This is a genomic window from Clostridium sp. OM05-6BH, assembly GCF_003481635.1.
GTDB lineage: Bacteria > Bacillota > Clostridia > Lachnospirales > Lachnospiraceae > Butyribacter.
This window is the reverse complement of record NZ_QULH01000004.1, coordinates 21,172-38,982: the sequence shown is the minus strand read 5'-3', so window position 1 is coordinate 38,982 and position 17,811 is coordinate 21,172. Positions and strand designations below refer to the sequence as shown.

Genomic DNA, 17,811 nt, shown 5'->3' with positions numbered 1-17,811 from the left:
GGCTGCTATGATTACTATTGATTTGATCACGGGATTTCTTGGTGCAGGCAAGACTACGTTTATTCGAAAATATGCAACTCACCTGATGGAGCAGGGCTTAAATATTGGTATATTGGAAAATGACCATGGTGCAGTCAATGTGGACGCCATGCTGCTTCAGGACATTTTAGGAGAACATTGCACATTGGAAATGGTTGCAGGAGGCTGCGATGCAGACTGCCACAAACGCCGTTTCAAAACAAAATTGATCGCAATGGGAATGTGCGGCTATGACCGCATTTTAGTGGAGCCGTCCGGCATTTTTGATATGGATGAATTTTTTGACGTATTGCACGAAGATCCGTTGGAACGCTGGTATACCATTGGTAATGTTATTACTATTGTGGATGTTTCCCAGCCACTCCCTCTCTCCGAAACATCACGTTATCTGCTCGCTTCGCAAGCATCCGAAGCCGGAACCATCATTTTCAGCCACATGGATGATGCGAATGACGCACAGGTAATGGCTATGAAGAATTATCTTTTTGACACCTATCATGAAATCAAAATACAAACATTACCAAAACAAGTTATCATCGACAAGCCACTGGATCAGTTAAACGATTCTGATTACAAAGCGATCATGACTTCCGGCTGGCATAATGCCGAGTATACCAAATTATGGTTTGACACCGACAAATCCTATGACAGTCTCTATTTCATGAATATGGACTTTACAGCAGAATTTCTAGAAGAATCCTGCCAAAAATTATTTCAAGATCCGAACTGTGGTAACATTTTCCGCATTAAAGGATTTCAACAGCTTCCTGATGGAAGCTGGCTGTCGGTAAATGCCACCAAAAAGCAGACGGTGCTTACGCCCGTCCCAAACGGACAGGCAATCCTCATCATTATTGGTGAAGATCTCCATCAAGATGTCATCGAACGCTACTGGGGAAGGAGTTGTGTATGAGTATTTCATTATCGGAACATTTTACGTATAAAAAATTATTGCGATTCGTATTTCCATCTATCGTAATGATGATATTTACATCCATATACAGCGTTGTTGACGGATTGTTTGTATCTAATTTTGTTGGTAAAACAGCCTTAGCCGCTATCAATCTGATCATGCCATTTATTATGGGAATTTCAGCATTAGGCTTTATGATGGGAACCGGCGGCAGTGCCATTGTTGCCAAAACACTGGGCGAGCAAAAAGAAGAGAAAGCCATCGAATACTTTTCTCTTCTGGTATATGCCACTGCCATTGGCGGCCTTATTTTATCGCTGCTCGGTATCATCTTTACCCCGGCTATCGCACGCATGCTCGGTGCACACGGTGAGCTGCTTAAGAATTGCACTTTATATGGTCGTATCTCTTTTATTTCCATGACCGCTTTTATGATGCAAAATGTTTTTCAAAGCTTTTTTGTGACTGCCGGCAAACCAAAACTTGGATTGTATGTGATCATCAGTGCCGGAGTCACAAATATGGTTCTTGACTTTTTGTTTATTGCTGTATTTCATTGGGGAATCGCCGGAGCCGCCATTGCTACTGTATGTGGTGAATTTATTGGTGGTATTTTTCCAATATTTTATTTCAGCCGTAAAAATTCAAGCTTACTGCATCTTGGCAAAACAAAATTTCATGGCAGAGTACTTCTCCAAACCTGTCTAAACGGCTCCTCCGAATTGATGACCAATGTATCCAACTCTATCGTAAGCTCTCTGTTCAACTTACAGCTTATGAATTATGCCGGTGAAAATGGTGTCGCTTCCTATGGCGCAATTATGTATGTCAATTTCATATTTATATCCACGTTCCTTGGTTACTCCATTGGAAGTGCTCCGATCATCAGTTATCATTATGGTGCTGCAAATCACCAAGAGCTTAAAAATATATTTCGAAAAAGCATATCTTTGATCGCCGTATGGGGCATTGCATTAGTCGGTGCGGCAGAATTATTAGCACCTTATATCACCAAACTTTTTGTTGGTTATGACGCCAAACTTCACGCAATGACCCAGACCGGTTTCCGCATCTGCTGCCTCGTCTATCTGATCAATGGATTTAATATTTTTGGCTCCTCATTCTTTACGGCTTTAAATAACGGTCCATTATCCGCCTTGATCTCGTTCCTGCGCACGCTGATCTTTCAGATCGCAGCTGTACTGCTGCTTCCTCTGCTCTTTGGCATCATGGGCATCTGGTGGTCTATCAATGCAGCTGAACTACTCACACTCTGTGTCACTCTGATGCTATTATTTACAATGCGTGGGCGTTATCATTATGCCTAAACGCGATAGATCTCAACACCGCCAAAAGTGATCTTGCCTTCGAAAATAATGGTCGGTCCTACCGTTGGCGCCGCAGCCTGCTGCTCTTTCAACCCTCCAAAGGTACAGCCGGTTTGATCCACGATATTCCAATCTGCAGGAATATAGAAATTCACTCCTGCAAAATGAATATCCAGCGTGATCACCGCTGTGCCGGAAGGAATATTCACTCCTGTCATATTCACTTCCATTCCACAGAAGGTACAATCCACAAGCGCACTTTTGAAATTTGCAGACTGCAGATTCTTTTTCGTTCCATTAAACAATCCACTCAGTACAATATGTTCCCCTTGCATATTTGAATCGTAAAAGCCTTGGCTCGCTCCGGAAGTGTCCGTATTTTCGCCCATCTGTCCCTCATACTGCTCCTGCTGCCGCTCAAACTGCTCTCCATAACGTTTTGCTCTTTTGCGGTTACGATATGCAGAGGCATGATCTCCAAAAAGCATATTTAATCCTATCGTTCCAAATAATGCCGCCATCAGGATCGACCATGAAGACATGCTTTCCAATCCTATATAACGACGAAAAACAATAAATAAAATTGCCAGCGAAAACAGCATCCCACCAAATTCCAGATCGATCGCAGCTTTTATAAATCCGGTAATACAAAGCAGTCCAATGATGATCCGTACAATACTAACATCCGGTGCCATCCCAACACTCCGCATTAAAATATAAATCGCTGCCATTAAAAATACAACACCCCAAAATAAATTATCTTTGTTCATAGTCTCTTCCTCCTCTACTCTGTCTTGATCGTAATATTTCCCATATCTACATCGGCTTTTATCTGCTGATAGGATTCATATCCCTCTATCTGCTGATCCTTTTGTGCCGTATATTCATTGCTAACACCACTGTTTTTATTTTGACCGACCGAAATGAGTCCTAGATCAGCACTTAAGTCATATGCATATGCCTCCTGTGGTCCGTCAAAATCCATCTTAAAATTACCGGCATCAATGTCTACATTTACATCATATATATGACTGCCCTTCATATCAACATTCCCGGCATCTGCCTCAACCTCTATGCGATCCAAACTGCAATCCTTCACTTGGACATTACCGGCATCCACACTAACACTTGCTTCACCACCGGTAAGTCCTGTCAAATGAATATCCCCTGCAGACATATTTACTGCAAGCTTTCCATGATCATACATCGCCGCCGGAATCTTGATCGTCATAGAATAACTGCGCTTCCAAGTACGCTGCGAAAACAAATGAAACGATCCTGTGGACTTACTTTTTACGGTAAGCTTACCATCTTTATAAGATATCTGAGGCTGCTTATTGCTTTTGCCATCATAATGTATATCGGGCTTTGTAATATCATCATCAACCTCGATAGCAATCTTCCCTGCATTTTCTTCCACATCAATGGCACGAATCTTATCTGTGGAAGAAATTTTTTTCAATATCTGTGTAAAATCTTCTTGTTGTCTGTCCGCATTTTGGTACACAGTGTTTGAGAAATCAGAAACCACAGCAAGTATTGCCGTTGTAATCAGAAGTACGCTAAGAAAGACTCCGACAGGAAAACGTTTTTTCTCAAATAGCGGCTGTGTACCTGCTCCATAATAATTCTTTCCACCGGTCTGATATGCTCCTGCATGATTTTTTACAGCCTTGGACAAGTCTTTGTAACGATTTTTCACACTGCCACCATATACAAAACAATATACCGCTATTCCCACAATGAATAAAACGCTGCTATCCATTATTTCCTGTATCAGTGCATTGTCTATATAATCAGAAAACATAGAAGGTATCACACTGAACACACACAACGGTACGCCCAAGCACAACAAAACAAACCGCTTGTTTTCGTCCTTTTTTCCCCGTATCATTAGATAAGAAACCGCCTGCTCATCCAGATTTATGGTAAAATGTTTGATCTTCGCATAACGTTTATGACAATTGGAGGCCATAATAAACAACAGCACCGCAATTCCCACGAACAGGAATAAGGAACCATCCATAGCGTCTGATAGGATATTCGTTATGTACCCCTCTTCCACTGCACCATCACTAACACTTGACAAAAGCGGACTCCAAATACAAAGCATTACTCCAAAAGCAATCATTCGTGCATGCTTTCGTCCATCCGAAAGATACCTCCGCACCTCTTCTAGTCCCCAACGGGAATCGGATTGTCTGCTTGTGTCATCTGTAGTGGAGTTTTCCCTTGTCTCTGACTGCGTCTGCTCCTGATTCACAAAACCGTCAATTCCTAACTCCTCCGCAAGTTCATCCAGATTGCCAAATTCCGAGATTACCGTTCCCACAGCCTCTTTCTCTGACATTCCTTCCTGCATTAATTCTTCATATTTATCTTCCATCATCTCCATCAATTCCGCTTTCGCACGCAATACCTGCGGCGTCTCCGGTAGATTCAAGAACATATTATGTAAATATTCCCTAATTGCCTCCATGTTCTACTTCATCCTTTCCTGACAATAAATTTGTCAATGACTTCCTTCGTCACTTCCCATTCCTTGCATTTTTCTTTGTAATACGCCATTCCCTCTGGCGTCACTCGGTAATAGGTCCGCCGCTTTCCATTTGTCTCATTTCCGGAAAAAGATTCGATGTATCCGTTTTTCTCCATGCGGGTAAATGCTGAATACAACGTTGTCTCTTTGATAATATACTTTTCCTCGGAAATCGTCCGAATCTGTTTAGAAATCTCATAGCCATACGAAGGATTCTGCTGAAGGAGATACAAAATGATCGTATCATTGTATCCGCGAATGACATCACTGCTGATCAAATTTCTGCCTCCTCTCCGTCATACCACGACTGTCGTAGTACGTCTGTCGTAGATAGAGCATATCATAATTACTACGACAGGTCAAGTAATATTTTACATAGACCTTTTACAAAATAACTGCTATCTGATACACTGCTATCGGAAACACTCCATTGCAATAGTGACATATAATTATGAAACATTACGGAATATAGAGAAAGGAACAACAGCATATTATGACGGCTTTACAACAACAATTATTTAATTTACAAGACTTAAAATATCGGGATTTTCATGCCAAGCTGCTGCCGGGTATAGACAAAGGAACGATCATCGGGATTCGAACGCCCATTCTACGCAAATTTGCAAAAGATTTTGCCGCACAGGAAGAGTCCGCACAGTTTCTTCATAAGCTTCCGCATCATTATTACGAAGAAAACAATCTCCATATGATGCTCGTAGCAAATATCAAAGACTTTGAGAATTGTTTGAAAGAAATCGAACGCTTTCTGCCCTATATTGATAACTGGGCAACTTGCGATCTGCCTGCGCCCAAATGTTTTGCCAAAAATAAAGAAGTTCTTCTCGAACACATCAAAGAATGGATTCATTCCACTCATACTTACACCATCCGGTATGGTATGGAAATGTTAATGCGTTTTTACTTGGACGAAGATTTTCGTCCGGAATATCTCAAACTTGTCACCGATACCACATCCGATGAATACTATGTCAACATGATGATCGCATGGTATCTCGCCACTGCACTGGCAAAGCAATGGGATGCGACAATTCCTTATATTGAAAAACGTATCCTCCCTGCATGGGTGCATCACAAAACCATCCAAAAGGCAGTGGAAAGCTACCGGATCACGGACGAACGGAAATGCTATCTAAAAACATTTCGGTAGTATGAACAACAGAGCCGACATCCAAATGGTGTTCGTACAAATAAGCATCTGCAATGCGTACTTTGCCCCAGACTCCATGATCGCTGTCCAAAGATACGGTCACCATCGGTTCTGCTCCCTCCGGTCTTCCCTCACAGCCAAAATCATCCTCTACAATCTCTGTGATCGTATACGCTTTTCTCTCTGGAAAAAGCACGGATTGTTGTACCGAATCATGCGATCCAATCATCTTTTCCATCCAGATCATATCATACCAACGGCCAAATTTATAACCACAATGATGAAAAGTTCCTACCGTCTCAAATCCAAGATGTCTATGGAACTGCTCACTGTTTTTTGTCAGATATTCATCTTCCTGCTGCGGATAGCCGATGCAGGCGTATACATTAAGAATCCCCATACTGCGCAGCTGATCTACCAATGCTTCATACAACCTGCGGCCCAAACCGCCTTTTCTCGCTGTATGCGACATATAAATCGTGAGTTCACTCGACCAATCATATGCCTCTCTTGGATTAAACGCTCCTGCATAAGCATACCCTTGTATGACACCATCTTCCTCAATCACCAGATACGGATACTTCTGCATCGTAGTTCCCATGCGGCGTCGAAACTCTGCTACCGTAGGCACTTCATATTCAAAGGTGATCGCTGTTTTCTCTACATAATACCGATATATGCTAACCAGCTTGGACGCATCGTCAAGCCTTGCTGTTCTTATCGTAATTTCACTCATGATAAGTCACTCCAATTTTCCCCAAATTTTCTCCAACATTGAAAGATAGCTGATCCTTGTCGTATCCTGCATGGATGCTCTTATCGATTCATACAATACTGGCAGCCACCCGCCTGGCCCAAACAACCGGCACAGTCCTTGCATTCAGCTAACAGTTCGCCCTTACTGATCAGATACACCCCAACCAAACTCATGATTGGATACAACTTATCCTCCTGCCACTTCACGCCAACTGTATCAGCCTCAAGAAATGAGATTAATTTAGGAACTGCATCAATGTCCATTCCATAATATCCTGGTCCAAAAGACGGACTGCAGTATTGTTTCTGAAGGACACTGTGTTTACGTTCCAAATAGTCCTGTATCTGTTGTCTACAGACATCCATACAGGCAATCTGAAATACTTCCAAATAATATTTAGCAAGCAGCGACTCTCCCTCGTCTACATTGATATCCGGTGCATGAAATGCATAGATATAGCCATTTTCCACTTGGCTGCGATCGATCCGCTCTAACACATTGCATCGGATCTCCTGTCCGCCAAACTGAAACCAGCCATTCTGCACACAAGACTTATCAAATGGCTGCAACATCACTTCTACCCGATACAAATATTTATGTTTTTGCAACAGATTAGTGACCGCACTCACCGCTGTCGAACGATGCTCCCTTTTCATCTCCTCGTCCATTTGATGCCATCCGGCAATCTCTGCCATCCGCTCTAAAATTTCATTCCAAAAACTGCGAATCGATAACTCCAACACTTGATCTTGTCTGCTAAGCTGATGCATGATCTCATCATACATCTCCGGTCGATGCACTACCGTACAATTACTACAGTCCTTGATCTTACATCCTCGCCCATCAACCAGATAAGACGGATTTCCAAGACATTTCTCCCGCAAATATAGCGGACAATAGCAAAATAGACAGTTAAACTTTTCCACATCTTCTACCGCATGACATGGAAAAAATTCACACGCTCTATTTTGAAAAAAACGATAACTTGCGTCCAAATTATTCTTTCCTTTCCCCTCGGTTATACCACAGGTAAAAGCTCACATTCAGCACGATTCCAACCACCGTTGAAACTGGTGCCGCCAATCCGATCATCGTCAAGCTGGCATTCGGCTGAATACTCATAATATATGTATGCTATAATAATATTTGTGCTACCCTATTCGGTAGGCGGTTAGCCTTCTCCACAGGAGTTATAGCCTTGTGTTTACATAGAAGTCCTATTAGGAGATCTTACGAGGAGGTTTTGTGCTTATGCTTACAACGGATTTATTTATAGCCATTATCAGCTTATGTATGACTTGCTTTGCTCTTGGTTATACCGTTGGTTCTAAGAGCAATGATCAGACACAAAAATAACCGCCCCAGTCTGATAAACTAAGCGGTTATTTTCACTACTTACTATATCAAGGCTAACCGTCTATCGGTAGCACCTTTTCTATCAGTATACTAACATTTAACTTCTCATATGTCAAATGCATCTTCTGCTTTTCTTATTCTTGATTAGTTTACATCCTTCTTTTTCATTTTTCTGTAAAACAGCCAGCCACACAAACCTGCAAAAATAACCGTTATCACAATTAGGATCGGGAATACCGGAATTGCATAAACGCTTGCTCTTATCAGCTTTAGCCCCTGATAAAGTGTGTATACACCAAATACGGAGAAGATGGCAACGGCAAGTGTATTCAGCAGTCCATCCGGTGCCTTGCTCTTTAACAAATAGCCAATCAACATTCCAAGAATATCTGCTGCAAAAAGTCCCAAAGAACAGCCGATCCATACGACAAATGCTGCACTCATACCTTCATTAGCACCAAAAGTAATGGCAGTAAGCTGTGTCTTATCGCCAAGCTCTGCTACAAAAAATGTGCAAAATACTGCAAGTGGAGCAAACTGAATCTTTGATCTGCTGCCTTCTTCCTCTTCTTCCTCATCCCCTGCGATCGTTGATGCTGCAAAATAAAGAAAAGCAAATGCTGCGATCATTTTAATAAGCCATTCCGGAATCAATTCACTAACCAATCCGCCGGCAAGAACAGCAAGTCCATTTAGTACAAGGATGGCAATAGCCGTTCCACATATAATATCTCTTAACTTGTACTTAGATGTAAGAGCGATCAGCATAAGCTGCGTTTTATCTCCCATCTCTGCTATAAATTCTGTGAAAAAAATTTTTAAAAATAATATCATTTGTCTTATCCCTCATATATCTCCAATAATGTTTCGTTCGAAAATATATTGTTCTCAACATTATCTTACTATAATGTTTCGTTCAAAGATCATTTTGCCCTTAACATCATCTTATTATGATGTACACCGCATACGCTAAGTAAAACGCAACCATACAGAAACCTTCTATCTTCCCAATTTTTTTCTTAGTCCCTGCAAAGATCCATACGCACACGGTAAACACAATAAGTACGCACATATCTATAATGTTCTCTTTGATTATGCTGATCGGACTGATTGCAGAAGCCACACCTAGTACCATAAGTATATTAAATATATTGGATCCTATCGCATTACCGAGTGCCATATCAACTTCATTCTTTCTGGCTGCAACAATAGAAGTTACCAGCTCCGGAAGCGATGTTCCTATCGAAACGATCGTAAGTCCGATAAGCGTTTGGCTCATTCCGAGATCGCTTGCGATCCTCGATGCGGCATCTACAGTAACATCTCCACCAAATGCTATTGCGATCGCTCCACCGACAATAAATATTATACTTACCGGAACAGAAACAATCTTAATGTCCTCATCAGATCCACCTTCAATCTCAACGCTCTTGCCTTCTCTGCTTGCCTTTAATGCAATCTTAACCATATAGAATAAATAGCCGGCAAAGAAAGCAATTAAAATCACACCGTCAAAGCGTCCTAATGTTAAATCTGATTTGTCACCAATTCCGACACTTCCAAACAACATCAAGAGTCCGGCACAGATCAATGACAACGGAATATCTCTCGTTATGGTTTCTTTAGCAACATTTACCGTTGCTAACATTGCACATACGCCGATAACAACCATCAGATTAAAGATATTGGAACCAACCACATTACTAACTGCAAGCTCATTATTGCCTACAAGGGAAGCCGATACACTTACCGCCGTCTCCGGAAGCGATGTCCCCATTGCTACAATCGTAAGTCCGATAATGATAGATGGCACATGTAGTCTCTTGGCTACGCTTGAACTTCCTTCCACGAATAGATCTGCACCCTTGATCAACAATGTAAAACCAATTACAAGGAACACAAGCACAAGAACAAATGGGGCGTCATTAATCAATTTTTCCATATTTTTCTCCTTTTTCTCTTTTCCAAGGCAGTGTTGTCAGCCGAAGTCTATGCCGAAACAAAAAGGCAAAGCCAGCGCTTTGCTTTTGTCACGCTACATAACAGCAATTTCCTATAAATTAAAAAGACTCATGTATATCAATTATCCACCTGCGCTTTCTGCACAAGCAGTTAATCGATATACATGAGTCTCATTATTTAAGATTTGCCAGATTATACTCTCGGTTTATAATCAGAATGTTGACAAATCACACTTTCGCGCCAACTACTCCCTCATGAAATATTTAATTACTTGATAAATAATATCAAATGAGGATGCCTATGTCAACATTATTTTCACGACTGGTAGCTTTTTAACTTTTTACATTTTCATTCAACCATTGATAACCTCTCATCTTTTCAATACGATTTCAAATTTGTTTACAATTATACGAAAAATATACTCGTCCTTGCTCTTGCGTGGCACCGATTTTATCATAAAAACGAATTGACGGTGTGTTCCAGTCCAGACAGCTCCATTCCATTTTTGAATACCCATCTTCCTTAACAACTTCTTCTATTTTGGAAAAGAACTTTCTCCCTAATCCACAATGACGATATTTCTCATTCAAAAGCACATCTTCCAAGTGAACCCCTGCTTCTGCCGCAAACGATCCAAATATAGGATAGTAAATAGCATACCCGATGATCTCCTCATTATATTCCGCGATCAATACTGTTGCTATTTTCTTCTCAAAAATCCAGTAGCACAGATCTTCCTGGGAAGCTGTCATATCTTGAGGTCTTTTCTCGTATGTTGCCAAATCTTTTATCAGTGTTTGTATCTCTGCTATATCATTTTTCTCTGCTTTTCTTACGATAAATTTTTCGCTCATAATCTGTTCTCCTTTACTTGTTGATATAACTCAATCTTCGCACATCAAAAATTATCATGTTGTCACATATTGCTTATTATGTCAGTAAAACAATAGCTATTTTGCAATTCAGAATCCACCATAATGTTTTAAGGTTTCTGCTGCAATTTCAGAGCCGACATTCATTGCCTTTTTAATATCATTTTCAAGCATATATGAACAAACAAAGCCGGCGTGATAGCTGTCACCACAACCTGTGGTATCTATTATGCTTTCAACTTTTACAGCCTGCACTCTGTATTCCTGTCCATTAAAGTATGTAACGCTTCCATGTTCTGCAAGTGACACATTGAACAGGCAGCTGTATTTATTCGATAACCCCCTAAACATCGGCAGAAGTTCTTCCGATCCGCTTATCAAAAAGAAATCAATATACGGAGCAAAGCGTTCCATATCAGCAAAATCTCTATATACATCAAAATCTACCACAAGCTTAAAGCCATGTGTTTTTTTCAGTTCGATTACCTGTGAAAGACACGAGGCCCAAAAATGAACAAATACCACATCGGATTCTGATAAGATTTTGATTTCGTCATCATTCAGCACGATATTATCGAGAATACTACCATTCCAAGAATCATCTTTATAATACCTATCGCCTGATTCCGTAAGATACGTCATATTATTTGCAGTCTGATGCCTTTCATCAATCCGTATATGTTTTTTATCAATAGCAAATTTTGCTATTGAATCCATTATCACTTCTGCATATTTATCTTTTCCGATAACACCAAGAAGCGTAACATCTATATTTGTAAAACGTGAAGCATGAACAGCAAAATTTAACGCTTCTCCGCCCGGTCTGATCATTTCAATCCCGTCAAAAACATCTACACATATGCAGGGAAGTGCAGTCAACTTGATTTTATTCATTGCGTCACCTCGGTCAACTTGATTTTATTCATCGCGTCACTTTATGAAATAATAATTTTCTTAATAAACTCAATAACGATCTCGATGCCCAATTTAGCTGCCTTCCTGGCAAACTGAGCATAATCCATCGCTCCGCCCTCACCATCGGAGATTGTGCGAAGTACGGTAAATGGGACATGGTTCATATAGCAAACATGACCAATGCTGCCACCTTCCATCTCTGCCGCGATCGCATCAAATCGCTGATGAAGTTTCTCTTTCTGCCGTTCTCCCTGCATAAACAGATCTCCGGTAGCGATGGTTCCTACCTTGTAATGAATTTCTTTTTCAGCAATACATTGTTCCATCAATGCCGTCATCTTCTCATCACTTGGAATATAAATCTGGTTGATTCCGGAAAGCAAGCCAATGTCATCTCCCAAAGCAGAAGTATTCATATCATGCTGTACCACCTGACTTGCTAACGCAACATCCATCACGCCCAGTTCCTTGCACAGCGTTCCGGCAACACCAATATTGACCACCATATCCACCTGATATTTTAATATCATGGCTTCCGTACAGATTGCCGCAAACACTTTTCCTACGCCGGACACTGCAGCAACTACCTCTACCTCTCCAATATTACCCTTGACAAATTGAACACTGCTGATTTCCTCTGTTGTACTATTTTCCAGTGACTTCTTCAGATTGTCGATCTCAATCTGCATGGCACCGATCACACCTATTCTCATCGTATATTCCTTTCTTTATTCGCACACTTACAGGCGCTTTATCGCTTTGCCGCAAGCGCAAATTTACCGTATTTATTTTGTTGGATATGAAAATTCCATATTAGTCTGTTTTTCCAAAACAGCAAGATAAGTTCTGCACTCTTCCTTTGCGATCTCCAGATCAAGGTTCTCATAATGACCACACTCTGCCGCAGATGCTCCAAATACCTCTCCTTCATGAGCAATGATCTGAGATAACACCTCTTTCGTGATCTGAAAAACTTTCTTAGGTTCTACTTCTCTGACCAGCAGATAAAATCCGGTCTGACATCCCATCGGTCCAAAGTAAATAACCGAATCCGCAATTTCCGAATTACGGATATAGGTCGCAAACATATGCTCTACAGAATGCATATCCGCATTGCTCATATAATCTCCTTTGTTCGGTCTTCTCGTTCTAAGATCATAGGTTGTAATATCTCCATCTTTTCTGGAAATGTAAAAGCCCGGAACCAATACATCATGATCTATCGTAAAACTTGTTATTCTCTCCATAATAATTCACCATTCCTTTCTTGTTCGTCCAAATCAAAACATTTATAGCATACCATTTCTTGTCCTTTTTTACAATCTAAACGGTGATTTCCCGTTCTCTTTTCTTCCAACTGATAAAACCATAGACATCATAAAAGAATAGCCATCGGCATCGTCATTCCCAGATAGGTGATCATTTCCCCCAGTAACGGAATTGCCAAGAAATGATACCATAAAGAATACTAAATATGATCATCAAAATCTGCGACCACACATTTCCTTTTGCTGCCAAGACAAGAGAGGTAACTCCTATGCATGATGCAATTAATGTGAGAAGATCAAAATCCCCCGGCAAAATATTTGCCATAACGATCACTACCAACGAACAGATCCACACCCACCATTCTCTCCTTGTTAAACTTGCAATTGGATCACTCATATTGATTCTAAAACTTCTCCTAAAGCCTCCTACAATAATGCCAGCCACAGTGTTCCCGCTACAATGCCGATAAGCCCAAACACTGCTTTGCCGGAAAGTTTTTCACGAAAGACGATCCATGAAAATGCGATCGTCACCAAAATGCTGAGTTTGTCAATCGGTACAACAACACTTGCCTGCCCTGTCTGAAGTGCGTGGTAATAGCACAGCCAAGAGGCTCCGGTCGCCAGTCCCGATAACATCACGAAGGCAAGTTCCTTTTTTTCGACCGTCTTGACCTGCTTCCATTTCCCTTTAACCACGACCATTAGCCAAGCCATAACGAGCACGACCGTTGTACGGATTGCCGTTCCAAGATTAGAATCTACACCTTCTATGCCGACTTTGCCCAAAATGGCAGTAAGACTTGCAAATACTGCTGATAACACCGCATAAATCATCCATTCTTTGCCTGCAGTCTGCGCCTTACTATCCTGCTTTTTATCGATCATCAACAAAGTACCCACACCGATCAATACAACAGAAATGATCTTAGGAACGGTAATGCCCTCATGCAGAAAAATAAGCGCTAACAAGATCGTCAATACGGTGCTGCTTTTATCAATCGGCACAACTTTATTGATGTCACCCTTTTGTAATGCATGAAAATAGCACAGCCAAGAGGCTCCGGTCGCTAATCCCGAAAGTACCAAAAACGAAAATGTCTTGCCACTGATCTGTGTGATCTGACCACTCGTCCCGGTGATCAAAACCATCAGCCACGAAAATAACAAGACTACAATCGTACGGATCGCGGTTGCTACATCGGAATCCGTTTTCTTAATTCCACACTTTGCAAGAATAGATGTAATTCCTGCAAAAAAGGAAGAACCTACCGCATACAATAACCACATGATAAAATCACATTCCTTTCTGTAATGCTTCCTCCAAAAAGCGAACCGCATCTCTAACACAGTCATCACAATTGCGAACCGCTATTCTCTACGCGCATAGTAAACATCTCTATCTTATATACAAAGAAAAATACTTGTCAAACAAATTCATCCCATGCCAATCCTTCCTGATAACCTGCCGTTCTATATTTTTGAAGTTGTCCAACAATCGGCATCAATCGTTCATCCGTAATGCGGTCTAACATCTTCATTCTGCGATCATTGCTTCTGTGTATCTAAGCATTGTTTCTCTCCTTATCTGTGGTGATCACATTTCTGGCACTGCACCATTTCATTCCACCTACAGTTCAAACCTTTCTATATCTCTGGTTTCTGCTATTCGGTTTGTCCGGGATGGTCATTTCAATCATCTGCAAATCCAATGCCGGTCGCAAATAATTTTTACGAAAACCTTCTCTAGATTTCAAACCTAGCTTTTCCATAAGCGTATTACTTGTATAGGGAACATCATATTCCATAACTCCAAGTAGTTTCTTAATATATTCAGTAAGCTGTTCATTGTCTTCATCAACCTGAACAGTTATCTCATCCAAAATTTTATCAACCTGTGCGAGCATAAATTCAATAAACAGGGTAGATTCTCCAGCAACATGACACTTTGCTATTGCCTCATAATAATCATCCTGAAATTTTTCAATCTGACTTTCAATCGGAATATACTCAAATATTGGTTTCCATCGATAGAGAATTGCCGTATGCCATAGCCTTGCCATTCGACCATTTCCATCTGAAAACGGGTGGATAAATACAAACTCATAATGAAATATGCTGCTAAGAATCAGTGGATGTATTTCTCTCGCTACCTCCTTCATCCATGCAAAAAGTTCTTCCATCAACTGTGGGACATACTGTGCCGGAGGTGCCATAAAAATACACTCATCACCATGAAATACACCTTCTTCCCCTCTACGAAAATCTCCCGATTGTTCTTCGAGATATTTTGTCATAATTCCATGATACTTTTTCAAATCCCGAATACTATAAGGATTAATTTCTGCTATCTTTCCATAAGCACAATAGGCATTTTTAACTTCTTGTATCTCTCTTTGTTCCCCTAACACTATTTTACCATTAATAACATCTCTCACTTGATTCAAGGTAAGCGAATTATCCTCAATCCTTAAAGAAGAATGAATGGACTTAATTCGATTATTCTTCCTAAGATGAGGCTTTTTTTCCATATTACTGATCAGTGTAATACGCCCTATTTTTTCTGAAATCGATGCTACATATGATAACATTTGGTTGGTAATCGTATATGGTGGTTGATATTTTTCCATAAATGCCCTCCATTATCTTGCGCATTATCTTGCGCATTATCTTCCCCTATTATAGGCAAAATTATACATAATTTCAATAAAACTTTAAACACCTCTACATAAGCCAGCCAATCCATATTTTTACCATCTATACAAATTCTTTTTAACCATTCTTCCAACTATCATTGCCTATTATAATAAGCGATCCCATCATTCGGTTTAAAAAATGTTCTAATATATCCATCAGTTGACACAATCACAAGTTCATTCGTACTTTCGAGATAGTACACCCCATCCCCATCTTCTGCCTCTGTTTTATGTAACGCCGCACTATTTTTAACGCCTCTCATTGATCGAATTTATCATTTCTGTAATGCTTCCTCCAAAAAGCGAACCGCATCTCTGACGCAGTCATCACAGTCGCGGACCACATGTCCCGCTTCTATTCCTTTCAGTTCTTTGCAGATAACCGTTCCATTCTGCTCCATAAACTGCTGCATGATCAAACGCGCATCCTGAAAAGTGTTCATCTGATCCTTATTGATCATTCCTGCTGCCGCCACCGCTCCGGCGATTGCACCGCAGTTTCCTTCCATCGTTGCCAGTCCTGCGCCAAACCCCTGCATGAGGTTTCTCATCGTTTCATCATCTAAACCTGCCTCTTCGCAAAAAGTGCAGGCAACCGCCTGCGCACAATTATAACCGCTATGTTTTTTGGCTACTGCCTTCTCGCATTTCTCTTGTATCGTATCGCACATCTGCTTGTCCTCCGTATAGCATTATTGTTTCTAATGTTATTATTATAATCAATTCCTGTGAAAATGTCCATGTTCCCGATATAACCGTCTAGATCCAGACCTATCGTACTACACACACCAAATCCTAATTTTTTTCTAATAACGTTTTGTAACTGCAGTCAATGCCGATTGCTCCGATCGGTGCCGTAATGATAATGGCGAGCACCGCTACGGACAAAATGATCTTGCCGCAAGGAAGTCCTGCAGACAGAGGCACCGAACCAATTGCTGCCTGCACTGTTGCCTTAGGCAGATAGGCGATCACGCAAAAGATTCGCTCTTTCCAAGAAAGCTGTGTCCCGGTAACGCAAAGGAGCACACCAACTGCACGACAGACAAGTGCCACCGCAATCATCAGTACCGCCGCCAGTCCGGCACTCAGCGTATAACGGATGTCCACTGCCGCACCGACAAGCACAAACAACACAACTTCCGCTGCAAGCCAGAGCTTGCCAAATTTTTCGGATAATCTTTTGGATACAAATTCGGTACTTTTGAACTTCAAGACGCACGCCATGCTGACAACTGCCAGCAGACCGGATACCGACACTTTTCCTTCCAGCCATCCTTCGATAGCGATCAGCAAGAACGAAAATCCCAGTACAATGATGACTTTCATACTGTTGCGCACGCAGTGTTTTCTCGCATATGCCGTTTCAAAAAACAAATACAAGGCATAACCGACTACAGCACCCAGTAATACGCCTAAAACAATAGATATCGGTATATTAACGAAGTCCATTACATGAGCACTGCCACCCTGCGCCATGCTTAAGAAGGTCGTAAAAAGTACGATCACAAAAATATCATCACAAGATGCCCCTGCTAAGATCATCTGTGGTATCGCTTTTTTGGTTCCATATTTCTTCTCCATCAGGCCAACCATTCTTGGCACAACCACGGCTGGTGATACCGCTCCAAGCACTGCTCCCATCACAGCCGCCTCCACTCTGCTCACGCCTAAGATCATCGGCGCAAATACGATATATCCGACGATTTCAAAAGATGCCGGCACAAACGCCATCATTACTGCCGAACGCCCCGCTTTCTTAAGATCCGCCAGATCTAATGACAGTCCTGCCTTCAACAAAATAATGATCAAAGCCATCTTGCGCAGATCCGCTGAGATTCCCAAAATTGATGGGTCTAACAGATTCAAAACATACGGGCCTAATACGATACCCGTTACAAGCATACCAATGATCCTTGGCAGCTTTAACTTTTGGCAGATGGCTCCCATCGCCAGTCCTACCAGAAAAATAAACGCTAATGATGTCAACATATCTAC

At 41.2% G+C, this 17,811-nt stretch carries 20 protein-coding genes; 3 read left to right on the top strand and 17 right to left on the bottom strand.

The genetic code is table 11. The features are described from left to right. Window positions 1–7: 7 nt before the first annotated feature. Window positions 8–952: a GTP-binding protein gene (locus DXB73_RS05380; protein ID WP_118690368.1), complete on the top strand. Its 945-nt coding sequence runs from the start codon at window positions 8–10 to the stop codon at window positions 950–952. After that, the gene (locus tag DXB73_RS05375) at window positions 949–2,280 is read left to right on the top strand and encodes an MATE family efflux transporter (RefSeq protein ID WP_118690367.1); all 1,332 of its coding nucleotides are present in this window, start codon (window positions 949–951) and stop codon (window positions 2,278–2,280) included. The genes DXB73_RS05380 and DXB73_RS05375 overlap by 4 nt, the downstream gene beginning before the upstream one ends. On the opposite strand, the gene DXB73_RS05370 is transcribed toward DXB73_RS05375, so the two are convergent. The 3 genes from DXB73_RS05370 to DXB73_RS05360 are packed head-to-tail and all read right to left on the bottom strand — an operon-like array spanning window position 2,277 to window position 5,097. Beyond that, window positions 2,277–3,050: a hypothetical protein gene (locus DXB73_RS05370; RefSeq protein WP_118690366.1), complete on the bottom strand. Its 774-nt coding sequence runs from the start codon at window positions 3,048–3,050 to the stop codon at window positions 2,277–2,279. The genes DXB73_RS05375 and DXB73_RS05370 overlap by 4 nt on opposite strands. A 14-nt stretch (window positions 3,051–3,064) precedes the next feature. Next, the gene (locus DXB73_RS05365; protein WP_118690365.1) at window positions 3,065–4,759 is read right to left on the bottom strand and encodes a permease prefix domain 1-containing protein; all 1,695 of its coding nucleotides are present in this window, start codon (window positions 4,757–4,759) and stop codon (window positions 3,065–3,067) included. Between the two features lie 8 nt (window positions 4,760–4,767). After that, window positions 4,768–5,097 carry a PadR family transcriptional regulator gene (locus DXB73_RS05360; RefSeq protein WP_118690364.1) on the bottom strand — a complete coding sequence of 110 codons (330 nt, stop codon included), beginning with the start codon at window positions 5,095–5,097 and terminating at the stop codon, window positions 4,768–4,770. A 215-nt stretch (window positions 5,098–5,312) separates the two neighbouring features. Here DXB73_RS05360 and DXB73_RS05355 point away from each other — a divergent pair, with 215 nt between their 5' ends. Then, on the top strand, window positions 5,313–5,987 hold the full coding sequence (locus tag DXB73_RS05355) for a DNA alkylation repair protein (RefSeq protein ID WP_118690363.1): 675 nt from the start codon (window positions 5,313–5,315) through the stop codon (window positions 5,985–5,987). Here the strand turns inward: DXB73_RS05355 and DXB73_RS05350 are convergent. The 14 genes from DXB73_RS05350 to DXB73_RS05285 form a co-directional block, all read right to left on the bottom strand. Continuing rightward, window positions 5,947–6,723 carry a GNAT family N-acetyltransferase gene (locus DXB73_RS05350; protein ID WP_118690362.1) on the bottom strand — a complete coding sequence of 259 codons (777 nt, stop codon included), beginning with the start codon at window positions 6,721–6,723 and terminating at the stop codon, window positions 5,947–5,949. The genes DXB73_RS05355 and DXB73_RS05350 overlap by 41 nt on opposite strands. Before the next feature lie 80 nt (window positions 6,724–6,803). Continuing rightward, window positions 6,804–7,739, bottom strand: coding sequence for a cysteine-rich small domain-containing protein (locus DXB73_RS15145; RefSeq protein WP_118690361.1), 936 nt, complete (start codon window positions 7,737–7,739; stop codon window positions 6,804–6,806). 1 nt (window position 7,740) lies between these two features. Further along, window positions 7,741–7,866 carry a hypothetical protein gene (locus DXB73_RS15070; RefSeq protein WP_279221299.1) on the bottom strand — a complete coding sequence of 42 codons (126 nt, stop codon included), beginning with the start codon at window positions 7,864–7,866 and terminating at the stop codon, window positions 7,741–7,743. A gap of 378 nt (window positions 7,867–8,244) precedes the next feature. Next, entirely contained in the window at window positions 8,245–8,934 is a 690-nt protein-coding gene (locus DXB73_RS05335; RefSeq protein ID WP_118690360.1) for a TMEM165/GDT1 family protein, read from the bottom strand. A gap of 106 nt (window positions 8,935–9,040) precedes the next feature. Then, on the bottom strand, window positions 9,041–10,042 hold the full coding sequence (locus tag DXB73_RS05330) for a calcium/sodium antiporter (protein ID WP_118690359.1): 1,002 nt from the start codon (window positions 10,040–10,042) through the stop codon (window positions 9,041–9,043). 409 nt (window positions 10,043–10,451) lie between these two features. Beyond that, on the bottom strand, window positions 10,452–10,916 hold the full coding sequence (locus DXB73_RS05325) for a GNAT family N-acetyltransferase (RefSeq protein ID WP_118690358.1): 465 nt from the start codon (window positions 10,914–10,916) through the stop codon (window positions 10,452–10,454). A gap of 108 nt (window positions 10,917–11,024) precedes the next feature. Beyond that, a complete protein-coding gene (locus DXB73_RS05320) occupies window positions 11,025–11,828 on the bottom strand; it encodes a PfkB family carbohydrate kinase (protein ID WP_118690357.1) in 804 nt (267 codons plus the stop codon). A gap of 41 nt (window positions 11,829–11,869) precedes the next feature. Then, a complete protein-coding gene (locus DXB73_RS05315) occupies window positions 11,870–12,562 on the bottom strand; it encodes a 5'-methylthioadenosine/adenosylhomocysteine nucleosidase (protein WP_118506602.1) in 693 nt (230 codons plus the stop codon). 72 nt (window positions 12,563–12,634) lie between these two features. After that, entirely contained in the window at window positions 12,635–13,096 is a 462-nt protein-coding gene (locus DXB73_RS05310; RefSeq protein ID WP_118506601.1) for an S-ribosylhomocysteine lyase, read from the bottom strand. 172 nt (window positions 13,097–13,268) lie between these two features. Further along, window positions 13,269–13,514 (bottom strand): nicotinamide mononucleotide transporter, encoded by a 246-nt coding sequence (locus tag DXB73_RS05305; protein ID WP_243104002.1) that lies wholly within the window; start codon window positions 13,512–13,514, stop codon window positions 13,269–13,271. Window positions 13,515–13,543: 29 nt separating this feature from the next. After that, window positions 13,544–14,407, bottom strand: a complete 864-nt coding sequence (locus tag DXB73_RS05300; protein WP_118690356.1) for an EamA family transporter — start codon at window positions 14,405–14,407, stop codon at window positions 13,544–13,546. Window positions 14,408–14,754: 347 nt separating this feature from the next. Continuing rightward, complete coding sequence (locus DXB73_RS05295; protein ID WP_118690355.1) at window positions 14,755–15,747, bottom strand: Fic family protein; 993 nt, start codon at window positions 15,745–15,747, stop codon at window positions 14,755–14,757. 341 nt (window positions 15,748–16,088) lie between these two features. Further along, window positions 16,089–16,484, bottom strand: coding sequence for a C-GCAxxG-C-C family protein (locus tag DXB73_RS05290; RefSeq protein ID WP_118690354.1), 396 nt, complete (start codon window positions 16,482–16,484; stop codon window positions 16,089–16,091). Between the two features lie 124 nt (window positions 16,485–16,608). Then, window positions 16,609–17,805, bottom strand: a complete 1,197-nt coding sequence (locus DXB73_RS05285; protein WP_118690353.1) for a cation:proton antiporter — start codon at window positions 17,803–17,805, stop codon at window positions 16,609–16,611. Window positions 17,806–17,811 lie beyond the last annotated feature (6 nt).